Raw genomic sequence first — 21,561 nt, 5'->3', positions numbered from 1 at the left:
GCCGGTAACAGATGCCCGCGCTCCCTGTGATCAAGAAGCGCCGGGCAGAGCATTCAGTAGAAAAAGACCGTCAGGCCACCAGGCGCAACTCGCGCCCCGCCATGCGCGCCATGACGCCGACCACATGGTCGATTTGCGCGCGGGTATGGCCGGCGTTCATCATGAAGCGCAGGCGCGCCTGGCCCACCGGCGCGGCCGGGAACTGGATCGCGTCGACATGGATGCCCTCGCGGCGCAATTCGATCGCGTAGCGCTGGCAGGTCTCGGCGTCGCCGATCAACACCGGCAGGATCGGCGTCTGCGTCGAGATGATGGTGTAGCCCAGCGGCGCCATCTTGTCGATGAAGTAGCGCTGGTTGTCCCACAGGCGCTGGCGGCGCTGCGGCTCCTCCTCCAGCAAATCCAGGGCCGCCAGCAGCGCGGCCGCCTGGTCCGGCGGCGGCGGGCAGGTGAAGCCGTAGGCGGAACTGGTCAGGCGGATCACGTCGGCCACCTCGGGCTCGACGGCGACGAAGCCGCCGATCGACCCGAGCGCCTTGCTCAGGGTCCCCATCTGCATGATGTTCTCGCTGTAGCAGTTGAAATGCTCGGAGGTGCCGCCGCCGTTGGCGCCCAGGATGCCGGTGGCGTGGGCGTCGTCGATGTACAGCAGCGCGCCATAGCGCTCGGCCAGCGCCACCAGCTCCGGCAGCGGCGCGATCGTGCCCTCCATGCTGAACACGCCGTCGCTGACGATCAGCGGCGTGGTGCCCTCCTCGGCGCCGGCCTTGAGCAGTGTCTCCAGGTGGTTCATGTCGCAGTGGCGGTAATTGTAGCGCAGCGCGCCGGACATCTGGATGCCTTCGCGGATGCTGATGTGATTGAACTCGTCCGAGTAATAGGCGTACTTGTGGCGCTTCTTGGTGCGGAAGCCGTGCAGCCGCGCCAGGGTGGCCGCCTTGACGATCGACGACAGCACGCCGATATTGGTCATGTAGCCGGTCACGAAGAGCACCGCGTCGCCCTTGTGCTTGAGCGCCCCGAGGCGCCGTTCCAGCTCGCGGTAGACTTCCAGGTCGCCGCCCAGCAGCCGCGATTCGCAGTTGCCGACGCCGTAGCGGTCGAGGCCCTGCTTGGCCGCCGCCACCAGGCGCGGATGGTTCGCCAGCGCCAGGTAGTTGTTGGTGCTGAAGGAGACCACCGTCTCGCCGCCCGTGACGAAGGTTGGATCGGGCAAGGTGCTGTGCACCAGCGAGTCGTGGTGGATCGGGTGGTGTTGCAGCCAGTGGGCGATGTCGCTTAAATCATGCATGGTGATGGAGAGTCGAGTGAGCGTGAATCCATGATAGGGCCGCGCGCCTCTCCGCAAGATTGCGGTCACATTACGGGTGGGATAGCTTGGCGGCGCATCACCGCCGTCACCCCGGCGCCAGCGGCAGCAGGATGCGCGCGACCAGCCCGGGCGCGCCGTCCTCCAGCGCCAGCGAGCCGCCGTGCGAGGTGGCCGTGGCGCTGACGATGGACAGTCCCAGGCCGTTGCCGGGCAGGTGGCGGCTCTTGTCGAGGCGATAAAACCGCTGCGTCACCTTGTCGCGCTCCGCCGCCGGGATGCCGGGGCCGTTGTCGTGGATGGCGATCGAGGCCCGGCCCTGGTGCACGCCGGCGCGCACGCGGATGGCGGCGCCCGGCCCGGCGTATTTGATGGCGTTGTCGAGCAGGCTGGCGACGGCGCTGGCCAGCAGGTTGCGGTCGCCGTCGACGTACAGCGAGGCCGGCGAATCGACCGTCAGCGCGATGCCCGCATCCTCGGCGATGGCCTCGTACATCTCGCCGATGTCGGCTACCACCCGCCCCAGGTCGAGCCGCTCGAACAGGCGGGCGCGCATGCCCGATTCGGCTTCGGCGATCTGCAGCAGGCGTTCGAACAGGCGTATCAGATCGTCGATGTCGTCGATGGCGTCGTGGGCGGCGCCGGACAGGCGCGGCACCGTCATCTCGTGGCGCAGCGCGTCGTCGAGCCGCCCGCGGATGCGGCTGAGCGGCGTGCGCAGGTCGTGGGCGATGGCGTTGGAGACGTGGCGGATGCCCTCCATCAGCAGCTCGATGCGGTCGAGCATGCGGTTGATGTCGCGGTTGAGCAGCGCGAACTCGTCGCCGCCGGAGACGGGAATGCGGTGACTGAGGTTGCCCGCCTCGATCTGGGCGGCGGTGCGGCGGATCTGGCCCAGCCGCCCCTCGATGCCACGGCGGAACAGCAGCGCGCCGCCCACCGTCAGCAGCAGCGAGACGCCGGCGCCGGCCAGCAGCGCGCGCCAGATCACCTCGCGCACCGCGTGCTGTTCGCTCAGGTCGCGCCCGACGATCAGCAGGCCGCCGTCGGCCATCGGCCGCAGGTACAGGCGCGCCGGCCGGTCATGGCCGGCGCGCTTGACGACGGTGGTGACCATCAGCGCGCGGCGCGGCGGCACGGGTCCGGCACCGGCCGGCACGGCATCGAGGTTGCCGGCGGCGGGCACGCCGTTGCCGGTGAGGAGCTGGAAGATCTCGCGGTCGCTGTCGACGCCGTCGGCCAGCTGGCGCCGCACCTCCTCGACCAGCGCGCCGTGGCCGGGGAAGCGGGCGTGTTCGATCAGGCGCTCCGATTGCATGACGATCTTGCCGTCGAGGTTATCGTCAAGCACGCCGATGGTGCCGGTGTAGAACACCGCCGACACCACCACGATCGAGAAGGTGCCCAGCAGGCCGTAGCCCAGCGCCAGCTTGGCGGCGATCGAGGCCCGCCCGAGCGGCCCGAAAGGCCGCTTGGCCGGCAACCTGGCTGCGGCGCCCGGCAAGGAAGACGGGGTAGACGATCGAGACGAGTTAGACGAATTAGCCAAGCGCCGGCCCCGTGTCGTCGGCCGCGCCGGCGCCCATGCGGTAGCCGACGCCGCGCAGCGTGTGGATCAACATGACCGGGAAATCCTTGTCCACCTTGGCGCGCAGGCGGCTGATCTGGACGTCGATCACGTTGGTCTGCGGGTCGAAGTGGTAATCCCACACCGATTCGAGCAGCATGGTGCGGGTGACGACCTGGTTCTCGTTGCGCATCAGGTATTCGAGCAGCCGGTACTCGCGCGGCTGCAAGGTGATGACCTTGGGGCCGCGCGTGACGCGCATGGTGCGCAGGTCCAGGGTCAGGTCGGCCACCTGCAGCTGGGTGCTGTCGGCGCCCGGGGCGCTGCGCCGCAACAGCGCCTCGACCCGCGCCAGCAGCTCGGAGAAGGCGAAAGGCTTGGACAGGTAGTCGTCGGCGCCGCCGCGCAGGCCCGTGACGCGGGCGTCGATGGTGGTCAGCGCGCTGACGATGATGACGGGGGTCTGCTTGCCCAGCGCGCGCAGCTTGTCGACGATGGACAGGCCGTCGATGCGGCCCGGCAGCATGCGGTCGAGGATGATCAAGTCCCATTGCTCGCCGGTGGCGTAATCGAGTCCGTCCGGACCGGTCGCGCAGGCGGTGACCAGGTAGCCTGCTTCGCGCAGGCCCTTGCAGATGTAGTTCGAGGTTTCTACTTCATCTTCGATGACCAGGCAGCGCACGCGGTTCTCCATCATATTGGGGCGATGGGCGTATTCTACCTGCTTGGAGACAAGGACGACCGGGTGAACCCCCGCCCGGACGACGTCGTTGCGTCGCACAGGGGGTGGCGCCATCTTGGTAGCGCCATCAATGAGGACCGTCGGCAGGACGCGGAGTTCGGTGACGATGATAGCCGCCGGCGCCCGCCGAAGACTTGCGCCAGATCAAACAGCGTGGTCGCGCGGGGCTGCGCGCTTGCCGCTTTGGCGCGCCGCCAGCTCGCGGTACAGCGCGTGGTAATTCTCGGCCATGCGCTCGGCGGTGAACAGCTCCCAGTAGCGCGCCTCGGCACGGCGGCCCATTTCGGCGGCGCGCTCGGGCTGCTCCCACAGCAGGCGCATGGCGCCGCTGAAGGCTTGCGGGTCGCTGGGCGGCACCACCAGGCCGGTCTCGTTGTCGATGTTGATGTAGGTGGTGCCGGTGCCGATCTCGCTCGAGATCATCGGCTTGCCGAACATCGCGCCCTCCAGCAGCGAGATGCCGAACGCCTCCGAGCGCAGGTGCGACGGGAACACCATTGCGTAGCAAAGCCGCAGCAGCGCGATCTTGTCCTCCTCCTCCACCGCGCCGACGAACGTGACGTGGGTCAGCCCCAGGCGGGCGGCGTGCTCCTTGAGCTCCTGCTCGATCGGGCCGGCGCCGACGATCACCACCGGATAATCGATGTTGGCCATGGCGTCGAGCAGGATGTGCAGTCCCTTGTAGTAGCGCAGCACGCCGACGAACAGGAAGAAGCGCTCGCCGCAGCGTTCGCGCCACTTCTCCATCACCGCCGCCGACGGCTGCGGATAAATGCTCTTATCGAGGCCGTAGGTGATCGTGCGGGTCTTGTGGGCGAAGCGCTTGAGCACCGGCGACGAGGCCAGGTAGTTGGGCGAAGTGGCGATGATGGTGTCGACGCTGCGCAGGAAACGGCGCTTGAGCGGGCTATAGACGCGCAGCAGGTTCTTCTGGCGCACGATGTCCGAGTGGTAGGTTACCACGCTCGGTTTGTTGATGCGGGCCATGAAGTGGGCCACGTCCATGAACGGCCACGGGAAATGATAGTGGATCACGTCGGCCTTGCGCGCCAGGCGCGCCAGCGCGCGGATCGCCGCGAACGAGAAGCCGGTCGAGGCGATCTCGAAGTCCATGCGCACGCGGTGCACGGTATGGCCTTCGAACTCGATCTGCGCCGGGCCGCCGTCGCGGGTCAGCGTCAGTACTTCGTTGGTCACGCCGAGGCGTCCGGTGCCCACGCACATCTGGCGGATCACCTGCTCGATGCCGCCCCAGGTGTCGGGATAATAAGTCTTATAGAAATGGAGGACGCGCATGGATGTGGTGGGGGTTGCCGCCCTGCGGCGCCGGCCGGCGTGGCAGGGGTGGGGCGTTATTGTGACAGGACGCCATGATACACGGCGGCGGTGCGGCGGGCCGCTTCGTCCCAGGTGAGTTCGAGCGCGCGGCGCCGGCCGGCGTCGACGCAACGGGCACGCAGCGCGTCGTCGCGCACGATGGCGGTCATCGCCGCGCTCATCTCCGGCACCGACAGCGGGTCGAACTCCAGCGCCGCGCCCTGCGCCACTTCCGGCAGCGAGGTGGCGTTGGAGGTGGCCACCGGCACGCCGCTGGCGAAGGCCTCGACCACCGGCAGGCCGAAACCCTCGTACAGCGAAGGGAAAATAAAGGCGCCGGCGCCGGCGTACAGGTGGCGCAGCTGGCCGTGGTCGGTCAGCTGGTCGAGCCAGACCACGTTCTCGCCGTTCTGGCGCGCCGCCTTCAGGCGCGCCACCAGGTCCTCGCTGCGCCAGCCGGGCGCGCCGACGACGACCAGCTGGCGCGCCGAGCGCAGCACCGGCGGCAGCGCCAGGTAGGCATCCAGCAGGCGCCCGATGTTCTTGCGCGGCTGCAGCGTGCCGACGAACAGGAAGTAGCCGGCGCGCAGGCCGTATTGCGCCAAGGTCGCGTCGCGCTCGGCGGCGGCCGGCGTCTCGAACCATTCGGCGCCGACGCCGTGGTGCACCACGCTGATGCGGCGCTCGTCGACGCCGAAGCAGTCGACCAACTCGCGGATCGAATAGTGCGAGCCGGTGATCACATGCTGGGCCTTGCGGGCCGCCTTGGCCTGCAGCCAGTTCTTCAGGCCGCGCAGGCGCGGACGCACCCATTCCGGATGGCAGATCGGCAGCGCGTCGTGCAGCGTCGCCACCACCGGGCAATCCATGCGCACGATGCGGTAGTCGGTGGCGTGGAACAGGTCCAGCGGTGCCGGCGCCAGCCGGCTGACGTTGAGGTGGACGCTGGACGGCAGGATCAGGTCGCCGAGCGTGGCGAGCGGATACGACAGCGGCAGCGCGCGGCCCACGGTCAGGCGCCCGGCCTGGCCGGGCGGGGCGAACGAAAACGGCAGCACCTCGACGCCGGCGCGCGGCAGGTGCCGCAGCAGGGCGCTGCTGTAGACGCCGATGCCGTCGAGCCGGCCGCCGGTCAGTCCCGGCTCGGCCGTCGTGGTCGACAACCCGACCCGGGGTGCGCCACTCATGCTTCGTACATCCAGCGCAGCGTCTCGGCCAGCGGCGGCGCGGCGATCGGACCGGTGACGGCGACCAGGCGGGTATTGTCGCCGACCAGGCGCACCACCTCGTTGGCGCGCACGAAGGCCGGATTGACGTGGACATTGATTTTATAGCCGGCGATGTCGGCCATCATGTCGAGCGCCTCGCCCAGCGAATAGGCCTGGCCCGAGCAGATGTTGAAGGTTTTGCCGGCGGCGGCGGCCGGCGCGGCCAGCAGGCCGCGGTAGGCGCGGGCGACCGCGCGCACGTCGGAAAAGTCGCGCCACACATGCAGGTTGCCCAGCTCGATGTCGGCCGCGCGGCGGCGGAAGTGCGAGACGATTTTCGGCAGCAGGAAGTTCTCGTGCTGGCCGACGCCGGTGTAGTTAAACGGACGCACCACGATCAGCGGCAGCTTGTCCTGCCACAGGCGCGCCATGTATTCCATGGCCAGCTTGCTGACGGCGTAGTCGTTGGCAGGCGCGGCCGGCACGTCCTCGCCGATGACGCCGACGTCGGTGTTGCCGTAGATGTTGGCGCTCGAGGCCAGCAGCACCGCCGACGGTTTCTTATCGAGGCCGGCCAGCGCCTCGAGCAGGTTGCGGGTGCCCGCGACGTTGACGCGGTAGATTTGCTCGACGTCGCCGTGGCCGACAAAGGCGATGGCGGCCAAATGCGCCACCACATCGGGGCGCACCTGCTGCACCACGGCGGCCAGGCCGGCGCGGTCGTTCAGGTCGACCGGATAGCGCCCTTCGGCCTGCGCGCCGTCCGGCGACACGGTGCCGAAGACTTCATAGCCGGCCGCGCGCAGTTCGCGCTCGACGTACAGGCCGGTGAAGCCGGACAGGCCGGTGATCAAGGCCCGCTTGCCGGTGCCCTCGCTGCCCTCCAGCGCCGCCGTCACCGTGCCCACCTTAGAACGAGAAGCCGGCTTTGTTGCGGCGCAGGTCGGCCTCGACCATCATCTGGCACAGCTGTTCCAGCGTGGTTTGCGGTTTCCAGCCCAGCTTTTCGGTGGCCTTGGCCGGGTCGCCGATCAGCAGTTCGACTTCGGCCGGGCGGTAGAACTTCGGATTGACGCGCACCAGCACCTTGCCGGTTTTCTTGCAGGTGCCGATCTCGTTGTCGGCCTCGCCGCTCCACGCGATCGTCACATCGATCGCCTTGAAGGCCATGCTGACGAAATCGCGCACGGTCTCGGTGCGGTTGGTGGCCAGCACGAAGGTGTCCGGCTCGTCAGCCTGCAGGATGCGCCACATGCCTTCGACGTATTCCTTGGCGAAGCCCCAGTCGCGCTTGGCGTCCATATTGCCCAGCTCAAGCACGTCGAGCAGGCCCAGATGGATCTTGGCCACCGAGTCGGTGATCTTGCGGGTGACGAATTCACGCCCGCGCAGCGGCGACTCGTGGTTGAACAGGATGCCCGACGAGCCGAAGATGCCATACGACTCGCGGTAGTTCACCGTCATCCAGTGCGCGTACAGCTTGGCCACGCCGTACGGGCTGCGCGGGTAGAACGGAGTATCTTCTTTTTGCGGCACGGCCTGCACCTTGCCGAACATTTCCGAGGTCGACGCCTGGTAGAAGCGGATCTTCGGATTGACGATGCGGATCGCCTCGAGCAGGTGGACCGGGCCGACGCCGGTGATCTCGGCGGTGGTCAGCGGCTGGTCGAACGACACGCCGACGAAGCTTTGCGCGGCCAGGTTGTACACCTCGTCCGGTTGCACCGTCTGCATCAGGCGGATGCTCGACGCCAGGTCGGTCAGGTCGTACTCGACCAGGTTGAGCTTGGGGTGCGACTGGATGCCCAGTTCTTCGATCCGCCAAAAGTTGACCGAGCTGGTGCGACGATAAGTGCCGGTGACCTCATAACCCTTTTCCAACAGCAGTTCGGCCAGATAAGCGCCATCTTGCCCGGTGATGCCCGTAATGAGGGCTTTTTTTGTTTTCGTCATGGTGTGTGGCTGCAAATTGTAAGATAAAAATTGTCCGGTATTGTAACAGGACGGTCACACGGGACGGTTCGCGCAAGGCCCGACATTACATAAATTACATCCTGTTACAGCGTGTCGACGCCCCAAAAAAAACCGGCCCGGCTCCTGGCGGAGCGGGACCGGTATCGCCGGCCCGCGCGCGGCGGGCCGTCACGGTTGGGTACTCCGGTTTAGACCTTGCGCTGAGCCACCGAGTCGACCACGCACAGCGCGGTCATGTTGACGATGCGGCGCACCGTTGCCGACGGCGTCAGGATGTGCACCGCCTCGGCGCAGCCAAGCAGGATAGGGCCGACCGCGATGCCGTTGCCGGCCGCCGTCTTGACCAGGTTGTAGGCGATGTTGGCCGAGTCCATGTTCGGCGCCACCAGTAGGTTGGCGTCGCCGGTCAGCGTCGATTCCGGCATGATGGCGTGGCGCAGCTTCGAGTCGAGCGCGGTGTCGCCGTGCATCTCGCCGTCGATCTCCAGGGTCGGATCGAGCTTCTTGACCAGCGCCAGCGCGGCGCGCATCTTCTGCGCCGACTCGCTGTTGGACGAACCGAAGTTCGAATGCGACAGCAGCGCGGCGCGCGGCGACAGGCCGAAACGGCGCATCTCTTCGGCCGCCATGACGGTGATGGCCGCCAGTTCGTTGGCGTTCGGGTTCTCGTTGACGTGGGTGTCGACCATGACGAGCTGGCGCTCCGGCATGATCAACACGTTCATCGCCGCGTACACGCAGGCGCCTTCGCGCTTGCCCAGCACCTGGTCGATGTAGTGCAGGTGCAGCTGGGTGGTGCCGAAGGTGCCGCAGATCATGCCGTCGGCGTCGCCCTTCTTGATCATCATGGCGCCGATCAGGGTGTGGCGGCGGCGCATTTCCAGCTTGGCGTATTCCTGCGTCACGCCCTTGCGGCTGGTCATGTCGTAGTAGGTCTGCCAGTAGTCGCGATAGCGGTCGTCGTGGTCCGGGTTGATGACGTCGAAATCGACGCCGTGCTTCAGGCGCAGGCCGAACTTGGCGATGCGCGTCTCCAGCACGGCCGGACGGCCGACCAGGATCGGGCGCGCCAGCTTTTCATCGACGATGACCTGCACGGCGCGCAGCACGCGCTCCTCTTCGCCCTCGGCGTAGACGATGCGCTTGAGGTTCATATCGGTCTTCTTGGCCACCTGGAACAGCGGCTTCATGAAGGTGCCGCTGCGGTAGACGAATTGCTGCAGGCTGTCGGCGTACGCTTGCAGGTCCTTGATCGGACGGGTGGCGACGCCAGAATCCTCGGCCGCCTTGGCCACGGCAGGCGCGATCTTGATCAGCAGGCGCGGATCGAACGGCATCGGGATCAGGTACTCGGGGCCGAACGACAGGTTGGTGAAGCCGTAGGTGGTGGCGACGATGTCGGACTGTTCGGCGTGCGCCAGTTCGGCGATCGCGTGGACCACGGCGATCTCCATCTCGCGCGTGATGGTGGTGGCGCCGCAATCGAGGGCGCCGCGGAAGATGTACGGGAAGCACAGCACGTTGTTGACCTGGTTCGGATAGTCCGAACGGCCGGTGCAGATGATGGCGTCGCCGCGCACGGCCTTGACGTCGTCCGGCAGGATCTCCGGATTCGGGTTGGCCAGCGCCAGGATCAGCGGGTTCTTGGCCATGGCCTTGACCATGTCCTGTTTGAGCACGCCGCCGGCCGACAGGCCGAGGAAGATGTCGGCGTCGGGGATCACTTCGGCCAGGGTGCGGGCCGAGGTGTCGCGCGCGAAGCGTTCCTTGTCCGGGTCCATCAGCTCGGTGCGGCCCTTGTAGACCACGCCGGCCAGGTCGGTGACGTAGATGTTCTCCAGCGGGAAGCCGAGGTCGACGATCAGGTCCAGGCAGGCCAGCGCGGCCGCGCCGGCGCCGGACACCACCAGTTTGCAGTTTTTAATATCCTTGCCGACGTACTGGATGCCGTTCATGATGGCCGCGCCGACGATGATGGCGGTGCCGTGCTGGTCGTCGTGGAAGACCGGAATCTTCATGCGCTCGCGCAGCTGGCGCTCGATGTAGAAGCACTCGGGCGCCTTGATGTCTTCCAGGTTAACGCCGCCGAAGGTCGGCTCGAGCGAGGCGATGATGTCGACCAGCTTGTCCGGGTCGAGCTCGTTGATCTCGATGTCGAAGACGTCGATGCCGGCGAACTTCTTGAACAGCACGCCCTTGCCTTCCATGACCGGCTTGGCGGCCAGCGGGCCGATGTTGCCCAGGCCCAGCACGGCGGTGCCGTTGGTGATGACGGCCACCAGGTTGCCGCGCGCGGTGTATTTATAAGCGGCGGCCGGGTCGATGACGATTTCTTCGCACGGGGCGGCCACGCCCGGGGAGTAGGCAAGCGCCAGATCGCGCTGGTTGGTCAGTTGCTTGGTCGGCGTAACGCTGATTTTGCCTGGGGTCGGGAACTCGTGGTACTCGAGCGCGGCGACGCGCAATTGTTGACGAATTTCTTCTTTTTTTTCAGATGACGAATCCATGCTGTGCTGCCTTCCTGTTTGTGCGGTCGGAAAGCCTACGATTTTATCAGACCAATTCTTTCATTTAAGTAGGTATTTTCACCAACGGTGATGACGGTTATTGGCAGCTTTAATGATGCCGGAGGGGAAATCGCCGAATTTTTGGTGTTTTTAGCGGCTTTAGGCTATCAATAGCTTCAATATAATCAATTTTGCAAGATCATCGAAATTAACTATCGAATTTTCGGCTTCGATTGCAATTGCAAATATAACGGTGCGTAGCGCCCGTACCTCTCCCCACTAGTCCCCCAGGCCCCAAGCTGTTTGCTTACTCGTGGCTTGCTACGAGCTTTTAGAACCCTCTGAACGTGACAATGTACGCATTTTTCGCCTGAGCAAGATGCTATGCTCGACTGCATCGAATAGCGATAGCATAGGGCGCAGAATAAAAATGAAAATTCACTCAGTCCGAATCAAGAATTTCCGCACCTTGAAGGACGTGATCATCTCCTTCGACTCTGTGACCACATTCATCGGCCCGAACGGGGCGGGTAAATCGACTGTGCTTCGCGCATTAGATTGGTTCTTCAACGGTAAGCTTGGCTTGCTGACTGAAAAGGACTGCTCGTTCGAAGCAATCAACGAAGACATCGAGGTTCAAGTCACATTTCATGAGCTTACTGAGAAGGATAGGATTGAGCTTGGCAAGTATGCTCCCGCAGAAGTCACTACCTTCACAGCATGGAAGCGTCGAGGCCCCGATGGTACTGAAACTCTGTCTGCAAATTCCAAGGGCTACGCGCCCTTCAACACGATTCGCAGCAAGGGATCGGCTGCCGAAAAAAAGATCGCTTACAACGATTTGCGGAGTTCAGATCCTACGCTCAATCTTCCGGCTTGGAGCAATCTGGAGGCTGTCAACCAAGCTATGACAACTTGGGAGGCTGACCACACCGATAAACTAGTAGAAGCGCCCGAGTTCCTGCAGACTAATTTCTTCGGTTTCAACAGCGGCGGGAAGATGAGCGGTCTCTTCGACTTCGTCCTAGTAACTGCTGACCTTCGAGCCAGTGAGGAGTCGGTCGACGGGAAGTCGAGCATCATCGGACGAATCCTTGAACGTTCGGTCGATCGCACGGCGGCCGATGAAGAAATCGCGAAGATCGTCGAGGAATCTCGTGCGAAACAGCAGGAAGTCTACTATGAGAAGTTCAAATCACAGCTAGAAATCATGTCGACTCAGTTAAACGAGGTCGTTGCTTCCTACTCTCCAGGTCGGGCTGTAACGATCGCACCTACTGAAGTCGAGCTCAAGGCCCCGAGGACAACGTTCGAGCTGGCCGTACGTGATGGTGCAACCGAGACCGCTGTAGAGCGCCAAGGGCATGGCTTTCAACGAACTCTTTTAATCTCTGCACTTCAACTCTTGGCGCAGTCTGGCGCGGCCTCGACAGAAGGAGTCATTTGTTTAGCTATCGAGGAACCAGAACTCTATCAGCACCCCATCCAAGCTCAAACCTTCGCAAAAGTGCTTCGGTCGCTCGCGGAGGACACTAACAAACGCATCCAGGTGACCTATGCGACTCACAGTCCTTACTTCCTTGAGGCGCGTCATTTCAGCCAAGTCAGACGGCTCAGCAGGTCGTCCGATGATACTCCCGTAGTGACCGTTCATAGCGCGACACTCGCAGGTATAAAGGCAAAGCTGGTCGGTGTAGTTAGCGCTGAGACAGTTGAGCGACAACTCGATGGTATCGTCGCAAATGAGCTTTCTGTGGCTCTCTTCGCGCATCGCGCGTTCCTAGTCGAGGGCACAACTGAGTCGTCGGTCTTCTACGGCATTGGTGACAAAGCCTATCTTGGTTCACTTGAGGCCGCCGGCATCTCTATCGTGCCGGTGGGTGGAAAAGGTTCAATACCCCTAGCGCACGCCATCCTGACGTCGATTGGTATCCCTGTGTACACACTCTTCGACGCAGACTGCGGTTTTGAGGCCCGAGCGAAAGCGAATGGAAAAACGCAAGGAAAAATAGACTCCGAGAGAATATCTCACGTAGCAGCGAATCGCGCGTTGCTGAGATACTTCGGTTTAGCAGAAGAAGACTTTCCATCCGCTGTTGTCGGCGAGCACACAGCGATATTTGGCGATCATCTTGAAACGTTTTTGTCTGAAAAGTGGGTTGATTGGATGACGTCCTGCGACAATGTGGAAGCCGCTGCCGGTATTAGCCTAGCAAAAAATCAACTTGCCTACAGATCTGCAACCCTTATGGCAGGAGGAGAAGTACCCGAGATGCTTATGCAAATACTAGAAAAAGTCAAGGAAAAGTCACCTTAAACAACTTTATGATCTAGCAAAAAGAAATTTTCGCAGATGTACATATTTTTTTAAAAATTTCGGATTTTTTTTCAAGCCCATATAAATTCTGACAAAAGTGAAACGCCCAAATAGCTCTAAGAATCCCAGTTAATTAGCCGCGCATAGTTAACGCAATTAATAATATATAGCGACCAAACTCGAATTTTATAGATGCTTTACCAATGAAGAAAAAAACAAAACAATTTATTCAGCACTTGGAACACGATGTTTTAGACGAAGACAGGGCACTAGAGCAAATTGAAGAGGCGTTGCCACTTGTTGGATGGATAATATTAGCCTTCAATGCACTCGAAAAAGATGTCGGAGACTGCATCTGCTTTATGCTATGCGACCGGAGCGATGAGCTCGGTTTGGTAGTGTTAGATAAACTGATGTATGGCGCAAAGTTAGATCTCTTCAAAAGGCTTTGCGATCAATTTCATTTAACTCATAACATTATTGACATATACCCCGAATTGATTAAACGAATGGAAGATTCGGGAAAAACAAGAAATTTAGTTGTACATGCCGATTGGAATAATACAGATGAGCACGGATTTACGTTCACTAAACTACGAGTATCAGAGAAAGGAATGATTCAGGAGTACACACTTCTTTCGAAAAATTCGCTAGAAGAAATTCTTGAAAACATGCACCTTTGCAGGGACGTCCTGTCAATTTATTGGGAGAAATACACTGTAGTCCGCGCACTAAAATAATTCCTTGAGCATGAATAATCTCTCCAAATTTAAATTAGCATAACTGCCCCTCCGCTTCGAGTCGCCGTCTGAGCTTGGCGGATTACGCTACGCTAATCCGCCCTACGTGATTTAAATGGCTTGCTTTAACGGCCTCTGTGTCACTTCGCCTAACAGCCACGTTTCTCATTTTTGTGCTCTTCGCCGGCCGGCTGGGTACAATAGGCCATGATCTCCGAATTCGACCTCATCAAGGAATACTTCCAGCGCCCCCAGCACCCAAGCCGGGCGGCGATCGGCATCGGCGACGATTGCGCGCTGCTCACCCCTACCCCCGGCATGCAGACGGCGATTTCGTCCGACATGCTGGTCGAGGGCCGCCATTTCTTCGCCGGCGAGGACGCTTATCGGCTCGGCCACAAAAGCCTGGCCGTCAATCTGTCCGACCTGGCGGCGATGGGTGCGCGACCGGTCGGGTTCACCTTGGCGCTGGCGCTGCCGTCCGCCGACCGCGCCTGGCTGGCCGGCTTCTCGCAAGGGCTGTTCGCGCTGGCCGATGCCTTCAACATCGAGCTGATAGGCGGCGACACCACCAAAGGCCCGCTGACGATCTGCATCACCGTCTTCGGCGAGCTGCGTCCCGGCCAGGCCTTGCGCCGCAACGCCGCGCAGCCGGGTGACGATATCTGGGTGTCCGGCACCTTGGGCGACGCGCGTCTGGCGCTGGCCGGCTACCGTCTCGAACAAACCATGGAAGCGGCGGCGCTGCACACGGCCGCCGTGCGCATGCACACGCCGGTGCCGCGTGTGGAATTGGGCGCCGTGCTGGCCGAACAGGGCATCGCCCGCGCGGCCGTCGATATCTCCGATGGCCTGGTCGGCGATCTCGGTCACATCCTGGCGATGTCGAACGTGGGCGCCACATTGAATGTGGATGCGCTGCCGCCCGGCGAGGCGCTGACGGCCTTCCCGCAGGAGCTGCGGCGCCGATTCACCGCCGCCGGCGGCGACGATTACGAGTTGTGCTTCACCGCGCCGGCGTCGGCCCGCGCGGCCATCATCGCAGCCGCCGGCAGCGTGGCCACGCCGGTCACGCGCGTCGGCAGCATCGAGGCGGCGCCGGGCCTGCGCCTGGTGGACGCCGCCGGCCAGCCGCTAGACCTCAAGCTCGCCGGCTTCGATCACTTCACGTCCTGAAGCGCGGTCACATCCTCGTCCGGCTGGCCGGCGCGCAGGCCGCTGCCGTGCATCAGCCAGTAGTGGTGGAACGCCAGCCGGATGTTGTCGCGCAGTTGGGTGTCGTCCCACGGCTTGGTGTAGAAACGGTAGATGGCGCCCTGGTTGACCGATTCGAGCACGGCGTCGAGCCCCATGTAGCCGGACAGGATGATGCGGATCGTCTCCGGGTACATGTCCTTGACCTGGCCGAGGAACTCGGTGCCGTTCATGCCCGGCAGGCGCTGGTCGCACAGGATCACCTGCACCGGATGCAGCGCCAGCAGCTCGAACGCCTCGCTGGCCGATCCGGCCGTCAAAATCTGGTAGGCGTCGCGCTGGAACAGCTGGTCGAGCGACCATAAGATATCCGGATTGTCGTCGACGATGAGCAGCGTTTGCGCCGGCTGGTTGGGCGCCGACGGATCGACCGGCAGGCAGCGGCCCGATTCGACCAGCACCGCCATGTCGGCCGGCGCCACCGGACGGCTGAAGAAATATCCCTGGATTTCATCGCAGCGGCTGCGCCGCAGGTATTCGAGCTGCGCGCGCGTTTCCACGCCCTCGGCGATCACGCGCAGCTTGAGGCTGTGCGCCATGCTGATGATGGCCGTGGCAATCGCCGCGTCGTTCGGATTGGTGGTGATCTCGCGCACGAAGGCGATGTCGATTTTGAGCTTGTCGATCGGGAAGCGCTGCAGGTACGCCAGCGACGAGTAGCCGGTGCCGAAATCGTCGATCGCGACCTTGATGCCGATCGCCTTCAGATTGGTCAGCACCATGATGGTGCGCTCGGCGTTGGACATCAGCGCGGTTTCGGTCAGCTCCAGTTCCAGCAGCTCCGGCGGCACCTCGTGGCGCACCAGCGCCGAACGCACCACCTGTTCCAGGTCGCCCTCGATGAACTGGCGGCTGGCGACGTTGACGGCCACGCGCACCGGTCCCACGCCGCTGCGCAGCCAGGCGCCGATCTGCTTGCAGGCGGCGTCGATGATCCAGGCGCCGACGCGCACGATCAGGCCCGTGTCCTCCAGCACCGGCACGAACTCGGACGGGAACACCAGGCCGAAGCCGGGCCGCTGCCAGCGCAGCAGCGCCTCGGCGCCGGCGATGGCGCCGGTGTGCAGGTTGACCTTGGGCTGGTAGTACAGCAGCAGTTCGTCGTTGTCGAGCGCGCGGCGCAGCGCCAGCTCCATGTCGAGCCGCGCGAGAACCTGCACGTTCATGCCGGCGGTGAAGAAGCGGTAGCCGTCGCGGCCCGCCTGCTTGGCGCGCTCCATCGCGGTGTCGGCGTATTTCAGCAGCGTTTCCGGATCGGTGGCGTCGTCCGGATACATGGCGATGCCGATGCTGGCGCTGAGCACCGCCGGGTGGCCGTTCAGGTCGAACGGCAGGCGCAGCGCCTCCCTCACCTCGTTGGCCGTGTGGACGGCGTCCTGCTGGTCGCGCGGCATCGACAGGATCAGCGCGAATTCGTCGCCGCCCATGCGCCCGACCGTGTCGCGCAGGCGCACGCATTGCACCAGCCGGTTGCTGAACTGGCGCAGCAACTCGTCGCCCAGCGCGGCGCCAAGCGAATCGTTGATGTTCTTGAAGCGGTCCAGCGCGATGAACAGCACCACGATGCGCCACGATTTTTCCTGCGCCAGCGAGATCGCGTCGGCCAGGGTCTGGAAGAACAAGGTGCGGTTGGGAAGACCCGTCAGGCTGTCGTAATGGGCCATGTGCTGCAGCAGCTCCTCCGAGTGGCGCCGCTCGCTGATGTCGCGCGCCACGCCCAGCATGACGTTCGACTGGCCGGGCCGCGTGAGCAGCTGCCAGTAAATCTCCACCGGCACCGAAATTAGGTCGCGCCGCATCAATTCGAGTTCGGCCAGTTCCGGCGCGCGCGCCTTGCCGACGGCGGCGGCGTAGTCGTCGAGCCGGTGCGCCTGAGCGCGCAGCAGCGCCTGCGTGCCCAGTCCCAGCCGGCTGGCGGTCTGGCCCAGCATCTCGTCGCGCGGGTAGCCGAGCATGCGGCAGGCGCCGTCGTTGACGTCGACCAGTTCGGCGGTGGCCGCGTCGAGCAGGAAAATGGCGTCGGCGGTGGCGTCCATGGCGCTGCGGAAGCGCTGCAGTTCGACCGTCCGTTCGCGCACCGTCTGCTCCAGGCGCACACTGTAGTTGCGCGCCTCGCGGTGCAGCAGGCGCACCTCGAGCATGTTGCGGATGCGCGTGAGCACCTCGACCGGGTCGATCGGCTTGCTCAGGAAATCGCGCGCGCCCGATTCGAGCGCCTTGAGTTTATGGTCCGGCTGGGCCGTGACCACCAGCACCGGCAGCCAGGAATCGGCCTCGAGCGGGCGCAGCGCGTCCATCACCTCGAAGCCATCCATGCCGGGCATCTGCAAGTCGAGGATGATGAGGTCGTACCGGTGTCGGCTGTGCCAGTCGGCCACCACGCGCGAGTCGGTGGTGGACGTGACGGCCTTGTAGCCCGTCGATTTGAGCAGGAATTCCAGCAGCTCCACGTTGACGAGCTGGTCGTCGACGATCAAGATGCGTGCATGAAAAATATCAGTCTGGCTGATCATGGGATGCGCCTCCGTGGGCTCTTGAACCGGCGTTCTGGCCGGATCAGTCCGATTTCTTCCCGCAAGCGACTTCGGCTTGCTTGTCTGGTGCGCGTTCCGCGGTGTTTGGGCAGAGCACGTCACGCAGTGCTATTGAGTGTACGCAAGTTCAAATCGCCGGTCTAATGTTTTTATGCAAAGTTAGGGTTGCCGTTAATCAGCGGTGCATCGCTGGCAACGATTGTGATCTGCATGGTACAGTGGCAGCACGCCCAGCGGGATATCCCAGCCGGCTCCCGAACGCCGCTTCAGAAGGAGAGTTTACATGAGCACCGAGATGACATCCGATAACGCTAGCACCATCCTCGACCTGGCCGCGCAGGTCGGCAAGGCACTGCAGGACAAGGGCCTGATCCTGGCCACCGCCGAGTCGTGCACCGGCGGCGGCGTGGCGCAGGCCATCACCGAGATCGCCGGCTCGACCGCGTGGTTCGACTGCGGCTTCATCGCCTATTCCAACGCCTCCAAGAGCGAGCTGCTGGACGTGTCGGCCGCGCTGATCGCGCAGATGGGCAGCGTCTCCGAGGAGGTGGCGGCGGCGATGGCGAGCGGCGCCCTCGGTTCGAGCAACGCCCATCTGGCCGTCTCGACCACCGGCATCGCCGGCCCGACCGGCGCCGTGCCGGGCAAGCCGGTCGGCACCGTCTGCTTCGGCTGGGCCAACGCCGACACCGTCCACACCGAGCGCCTGGTCTTCAGCGGCGACCGCAAGGCGGTGCGCGAACAAACCGTGATCCACGCCTTGCAGGGCCTGCTGCGCTTTATTGATTAACCTGGTTTCATCCCCCTGATGGCGCCATCGCTTTCGTGATGGTTGCCTTCCTGCCACAAAACAATTACTCTCGATGCGTTCGAGCGCGATGGTGCGCCTATTCCATGCAGATTCAGGGGTGATTTCGATGCAAAACACGGTACATTTTATTCTCCAGGGTAAAGGCGGCATCGGCAAGACGCTGGTGTCGACCATCCTTGCGCAGTGGCTCGCCAGCAAGGACGCCGCGGGCGACCTGGAAGCGCAGCGCCAGCCGCTGCGCTGCTACGACACCGACCAGGAGAACGCCACGTTTTCGCGCTACAAGGCGATGGAGGTCAAGCACGTGCCGGTGATGACCGACAGCCGCACCATCGACCCGAAACGCTTCGACGCGCTGATGATCGACATCCTCGAAGAGGAAGGCAACTGCGTCATCGACAACGGCGCCAACACCTTCTCGCCGCTGATGGGCTATTTGCTTGAAAACGATTGCTTCGCTTTATTGGAAGAATCGGGCCGCAAGGTCTACATCCACACCATCGTCGGCGGCGGCGACACCTTGCACGACACGGCGATGGGCTTCGTCTCGACCGCCAAGGCGACCAAGGTGCCGCTGGTGCTGTGGGAAAACGAACACTTCGGGCTGCTGCAATCGGCGTCCGGCAAGCAGTTCACCGAATCGCAAACCTACGCCGACAACTCGTCGCGCGTGCGCGGGCGCATCGTGCTGTCGGCCCGCAACGCCGACACCTTCGGCGCCGACATCAAGAAGATGAACACGGCGCGCCTGACCGCCAACGAGGTACGCGAAAGCGACAAGTTCAACGTCATGGAAAAGCAGCGCATCAAGGTGGTGTTCCGCGACTTGTTCGAGCAGCTCGACAAGGTCGAGTGGTAAGCGGCCATGGATCAACAAAAGCTGCGGAGTCTGGTATTTGAAAAAACCGGCGTCAAGATCGACATCGACGACCCGATTTTTGCGCTGGTGGCGCTGAACGAGGCGGTGCTGGAGGAAGCGGTCGGGCGGCATATCGCGGCCATCGACGCGGCCTCGCTTGAGCTCACGCAGCATGCGCGGCTGGCGGGCGGGCTGCCGGCGGAGTCGGCGCGCAAAACGGCGGCGCCGGACGCAACCGACGAGGGCCCGGCGCCCTCCCCGTCAGCCGCCAATGCCGGCTACGTGCCGACGCCACCCGGTCCGGTGCGGCCGATCGCCACGCAGTCGCCCGCGATCACGCCGCGCGAGTTGCGGTTGCTGGGGGCGGCCGCCGGTATCGCCATACTCAGTGCGCTGATCGTTGTTGGCGCGCAGGCGGTGTTTTCCAAACCCGCGCCGGCGCCGGTGATCGAGCAGGCCAAGCAGCTCACGCCGGAGCAGACGCTGGCCTTGCGCAATGCTGAAAAACTGACCAAGGCGATCGAGAAGCTCGATCCGAAGGTGCGCAACCAGTTGCAGGCGGAGTTGCAGAAATAGCGGTTTGGAGAGCGATTCCGGCGCCGCAGAAAAACACAACTTTCCCATCTTCGTGCGCCTGAAAGAGCGCGTCGGGAACATCTGGACCAAGATTGGCAAACTGCACGCGGTGCTCACCTTCGAGGATGTTCACATAGAATGACCAGGTGAATCAGCTTTACCCTCATCGTCTATGACTTCAAGGTAGTCGGGATCTAGCACTGCTCGAACGGCGTCGATGATGGACTCTGCAAGTCGAGGATCCTCCAACATTGGAAACGCCTTTCGTAACTTGTTTGAGAGCATCCAGCCATTGTCCCGTATGGAGCGGATTATTTGGTCGATATCACTGTTAGGTCCCTCGAGATAGTCTTTTACATTATGTCTGGCACGTTCGATATCGCGCAGGTAGCTAGCCTCCTTACTCATCTCCACTTCGATGGTCATCCGGACGACGCGGCCAAGGAAGTCCGCCTGTTGTGTGAGATCGGGATAACGCCAAGTTGGTAAGGCATCTTCGTATGCGTCGAAGGTAAAATCACTTTCGATCCCATCGTCATAAGTGTTCCGCGTACCGAAATCACACTGCCTGTGGTACTTAAGCATCAGTGGTTTGGAGAGCACTTCAAGGGCGCGATCATAACCAATGCGCTCGCGTGAGTTGTCAGTGATCGTCGCAGAAATAGGAATGATGAATGGCGCTGGCACTGCCCCATCACGACGTAGCACATCATTTACCAGGAACCTTGAGATGCGTCCGTTCCCGTCCGACATTGGATGGATATAGACAAAACCAAATGAGGCAATTGCCGCCCTTAAAATGGACGGCATTCCTTTTGTTCGACGCATTGTGGTGCGCAAGCCATCGAGCATCTGTTCCGTTTGATGCCAGTGCGGTGCAATGTAATCGACGACATTTGTGAAGCCCGCTGTGTGGCCGACGATTACGGGCGATTTGCGCAATCCATATCGCGTTGCCATCCCAAGGATGTCAGCCTGAAGCTGGCCTAGCGAATCCAGCGTTAGTGGATCTCCGTCCTGACCGCACCGACGGTCCATGACAGCCGCAAACCTCTTTATTCGATCGACGTGGCCATCTTCGTGTTCGATCTTGAAGCTTGCTCGACTTTCCTTTATGGACAACCAAACCACACTACGCATCAGAATATCGGCGCCAAACTCACGTTCAAGCTTTGCAAGCTCCCCGTCGCAATCATAGGTTTCCCATTGTTTGATCGCCTCGGTACGGTGGATAATTGGGCAGAACTCGCGCGTTCCAGGCATGTTGTCCCTCACGCGCCAGCGAGGGACATTGGCTGACCGGCTTGCAACGAGATGGGTGCCTGAGTCAAGGGCGTCAACATAGTTCCCGCCCAAGCCCTCCGGCACGTTAAGCTGTAGATTAGTGAGCCATTCATATAGGAATCCGGCGCGGCGAGCGTACGCGCCCGTCGGCTCGTCTGAAAGCCATGCTTCGAGCTCACTTGCGTCGAGTACGTCAAACAAGCGCGAGAAGAATTCCAAATTAACGACCTCGTGTTTGAGCGCAAACGTGAGTTCTGTGCGTAAGCTAGGTCTGGCATCAACTTTAACGTATGTTTCTTCGCGCGTGCCGTCACTTTCCACCGTTCGGCGAGTGTTGCCTAATTTGCTGACGACAGCAAAAGCTTGAACCGGTTCAAGCTGAAATTTTTCAGCCAGCCATTTTTGCCCCAAGTACTGTGTCATTTTCGATTAACCCGCGTAAGTAACGATTACATTTTAGCCCCCCGCCAAAAAAATGATTAGAAAATTGAGATGCAGGAAATGTATATAACTTTCAGCGGATGAAAAAGTCCTGAGCACGCAAATTATTCGTGCTAACATA

Annotated in this window: 16 protein-coding genes; 6 read left to right on the top strand and 10 right to left on the bottom strand. The window is 62.4% G+C overall.

Annotated elements, in window-relative coordinates; genetic code table 11:
* Positions 1-70 precede the first annotated feature (70 nt).
* The 8 genes from AC0IYS_RS04105 to AC0IYS_RS04070 all read right to left on the bottom strand — a co-directional run bounded on the left by AC0IYS_RS04105 (position 71) and on the right by AC0IYS_RS04070 (position 10,624).
* Positions 71-1,291: an aminotransferase class I/II-fold pyridoxal phosphate-dependent enzyme gene (locus AC0IYS_RS04105; RefSeq protein WP_471703976.1), complete on the bottom strand. Its 1,221-nt coding sequence runs from the start codon at positions 1,289-1,291 to the stop codon at positions 71-73.
* 106 nt (positions 1,292-1,397) lie between these two features.
* A complete protein-coding gene (locus AC0IYS_RS04100; RefSeq protein WP_471703975.1) occupies positions 1,398-2,813 on the bottom strand; it encodes a sensor histidine kinase in 1,416 nt (471 codons plus the stop codon).
* Between the two features lie 37 nt (positions 2,814-2,850).
* Entirely contained in the window at positions 2,851-3,570 is a 720-nt protein-coding gene (locus AC0IYS_RS04095; RefSeq protein ID WP_471708789.1) for a winged helix-turn-helix domain-containing protein, read from the bottom strand.
* A gap of 192 nt (positions 3,571-3,762) precedes the next feature.
* On the bottom strand, positions 3,763-4,914 hold the full coding sequence (locus tag AC0IYS_RS04090; RefSeq protein WP_471703974.1) for a glycosyltransferase family 4 protein: 1,152 nt from the start codon (positions 4,912-4,914) through the stop codon (positions 3,763-3,765).
* A gap of 56 nt (positions 4,915-4,970) precedes the next feature.
* Positions 4,971-6,122 (bottom strand): glycosyltransferase family 4 protein, encoded by a 1,152-nt coding sequence (locus tag AC0IYS_RS04085; protein WP_471703973.1) that lies wholly within the window; start codon positions 6,120-6,122, stop codon positions 4,971-4,973.
* A complete protein-coding gene (locus AC0IYS_RS04080; RefSeq protein WP_471703972.1) occupies positions 6,119-7,042 on the bottom strand; it encodes an NAD-dependent epimerase/dehydratase family protein in 924 nt (307 codons plus the stop codon). The genes AC0IYS_RS04085 and AC0IYS_RS04080 overlap by 4 nt, the downstream gene beginning before the upstream one ends.
* Before the next feature lie 10 nt (positions 7,043-7,052).
* Positions 7,053-8,096 (bottom strand): GDP-mannose 4,6-dehydratase, encoded by a 1,044-nt coding sequence (gene gmd, locus AC0IYS_RS04075; protein WP_471703971.1) that lies wholly within the window; start codon positions 8,094-8,096, stop codon positions 7,053-7,055.
* Positions 8,097-8,305: 209 nt separating this feature from the next.
* Entirely contained in the window at positions 8,306-10,624 is a 2,319-nt protein-coding gene (locus tag AC0IYS_RS04070) for an NADP-dependent malic enzyme (protein WP_471703970.1), read from the bottom strand.
* 430 nt (positions 10,625-11,054) lie between these two features.
* On the opposite strand from AC0IYS_RS04070, the gene AC0IYS_RS04065 reads away from it, so the two are divergent.
* The 3 genes from AC0IYS_RS04065 to thiL all read left to right on the top strand — a co-directional run bounded on the left by AC0IYS_RS04065 (position 11,055) and on the right by thiL (position 14,857).
* Complete coding sequence (locus AC0IYS_RS04065; RefSeq protein ID WP_471703969.1) at positions 11,055-12,941, top strand: ATP-dependent nuclease; 1,887 nt, start codon at positions 11,055-11,057, stop codon at positions 12,939-12,941.
* Between the two features lie 203 nt (positions 12,942-13,144).
* Positions 13,145-13,681, top strand: a complete 537-nt coding sequence (locus tag AC0IYS_RS04060; protein WP_471703968.1) for a hypothetical protein — start codon at positions 13,145-13,147, stop codon at positions 13,679-13,681.
* Between the two features lie 207 nt (positions 13,682-13,888).
* Positions 13,889-14,857, top strand: a complete 969-nt coding sequence (gene thiL / locus AC0IYS_RS04055) for a thiamine-phosphate kinase (protein WP_471703967.1) — start codon at positions 13,889-13,891, stop codon at positions 14,855-14,857.
* Here the strand turns inward: thiL and AC0IYS_RS04050 are convergent.
* Positions 14,842-17,448, bottom strand: a complete 2,607-nt coding sequence (locus AC0IYS_RS04050) for an EAL domain-containing protein (RefSeq protein WP_471703966.1) — start codon at positions 17,446-17,448, stop codon at positions 14,842-14,844. The genes thiL and AC0IYS_RS04050 overlap by 16 nt on opposite strands.
* A gap of 304 nt (positions 17,449-17,752) precedes the next feature.
* Between AC0IYS_RS04050 and AC0IYS_RS04045 the strand changes: the two genes are divergently transcribed.
* From AC0IYS_RS04045 to AC0IYS_RS04035, 3 genes are all read left to right on the top strand, one after another.
* Positions 17,753-18,259 carry a CinA family protein gene (locus tag AC0IYS_RS04045; RefSeq protein ID WP_471703965.1) on the top strand — a complete coding sequence of 169 codons (507 nt, stop codon included), beginning with the start codon at positions 17,753-17,755 and terminating at the stop codon, positions 18,257-18,259.
* A gap of 127 nt (positions 18,260-18,386) precedes the next feature.
* Entirely contained in the window at positions 18,387-19,139 is a 753-nt protein-coding gene (locus AC0IYS_RS04040; protein WP_471703964.1) for a P-loop NTPase family protein, read from the top strand.
* A gap of 6 nt (positions 19,140-19,145) precedes the next feature.
* Positions 19,146-19,715 (top strand): hypothetical protein, encoded by a 570-nt coding sequence (locus AC0IYS_RS04035; RefSeq protein ID WP_471703963.1) that lies wholly within the window; start codon positions 19,146-19,148, stop codon positions 19,713-19,715.
* A gap of 129 nt (positions 19,716-19,844) precedes the next feature.
* Here AC0IYS_RS04035 and AC0IYS_RS04030 read toward each other — a convergent pair whose 3' ends face one another.
* Positions 19,845-21,422 carry a Fic family protein gene (locus AC0IYS_RS04030; protein ID WP_471703962.1) on the bottom strand — a complete coding sequence of 526 codons (1,578 nt, stop codon included), beginning with the start codon at positions 21,420-21,422 and terminating at the stop codon, positions 19,845-19,847.
* Positions 21,423-21,561 lie beyond the last annotated feature (139 nt).

Source organism: Duganella sp. AC237 (genome assembly GCF_979254035.1).
The sequence above is the reverse complement of the archived record's forward strand: the minus strand, read 5'-3'. Positions and strand labels throughout refer to the sequence as shown.

Bases quoted from the DNA above. Each gene is read 5' to 3' on its own strand.
- AC0IYS_RS04105 (WP_471703976.1), bottom strand. From the start codon at position 1,291: ATGCATGATTTAAGCGACATCGCCCACTGGCTGCAACACCACCCGATC.
- AC0IYS_RS04095 (WP_471708789.1), bottom strand. From the start codon at position 3,570: ATGGAGAACCGCGTGCGCTGCCTGGTCATCGAAGATGAAGTAGAAACC.
- AC0IYS_RS04090 (WP_471703974.1), bottom strand. From the start codon at position 4,914: ATGCGCGTCCTCCATTTCTATAAGACTTATTATCCCGACACCTGGGGC.
- AC0IYS_RS04085 (WP_471703973.1), bottom strand. From the start codon at position 6,122: ATGAGTGGCGCACCCCGGGTCGGGTTGTCGACCACGACGGCCGAGCCG.
- gmd (WP_471703971.1), bottom strand. From the start codon at position 8,096: ATGACGAAAACAAAAAAAGCCCTCATTACGGGCATCACCGGGCAAGAT.
- AC0IYS_RS04070 (WP_471703970.1), bottom strand. From the start codon at position 10,624: ATGGATTCGTCATCTGAAAAAAAAGAAGAAATTCGTCAACAATTGCGC.
- AC0IYS_RS04065 (WP_471703969.1), top strand. From the start codon at position 11,055: ATGAAAATTCACTCAGTCCGAATCAAGAATTTCCGCACCTTGAAGGAC.
- AC0IYS_RS04060 (WP_471703968.1), top strand. From the start codon at position 13,145: ATGAAGAAAAAAACAAAACAATTTATTCAGCACTTGGAACACGATGTT.
- thiL (WP_471703967.1), top strand. From the start codon at position 13,889: ATGATCTCCGAATTCGACCTCATCAAGGAATACTTCCAGCGCCCCCAG.
- AC0IYS_RS04050 (WP_471703966.1), bottom strand. From the start codon at position 17,448: ATGATCAGCCAGACTGATATTTTTCATGCACGCATCTTGATCGTCGAC.
- AC0IYS_RS04045 (WP_471703965.1), top strand. From the start codon at position 17,753: ATGAGCACCGAGATGACATCCGATAACGCTAGCACCATCCTCGACCTG.
- AC0IYS_RS04040 (WP_471703964.1), top strand. From the start codon at position 18,387: ATGCAAAACACGGTACATTTTATTCTCCAGGGTAAAGGCGGCATCGGC.
- AC0IYS_RS04035 (WP_471703963.1), top strand. From the start codon at position 19,146: ATGGATCAACAAAAGCTGCGGAGTCTGGTATTTGAAAAAACCGGCGTC.
- AC0IYS_RS04030 (WP_471703962.1), bottom strand. From the start codon at position 21,422: ATGACACAGTACTTGGGGCAAAAATGGCTGGCTGAAAAATTTCAGCTT.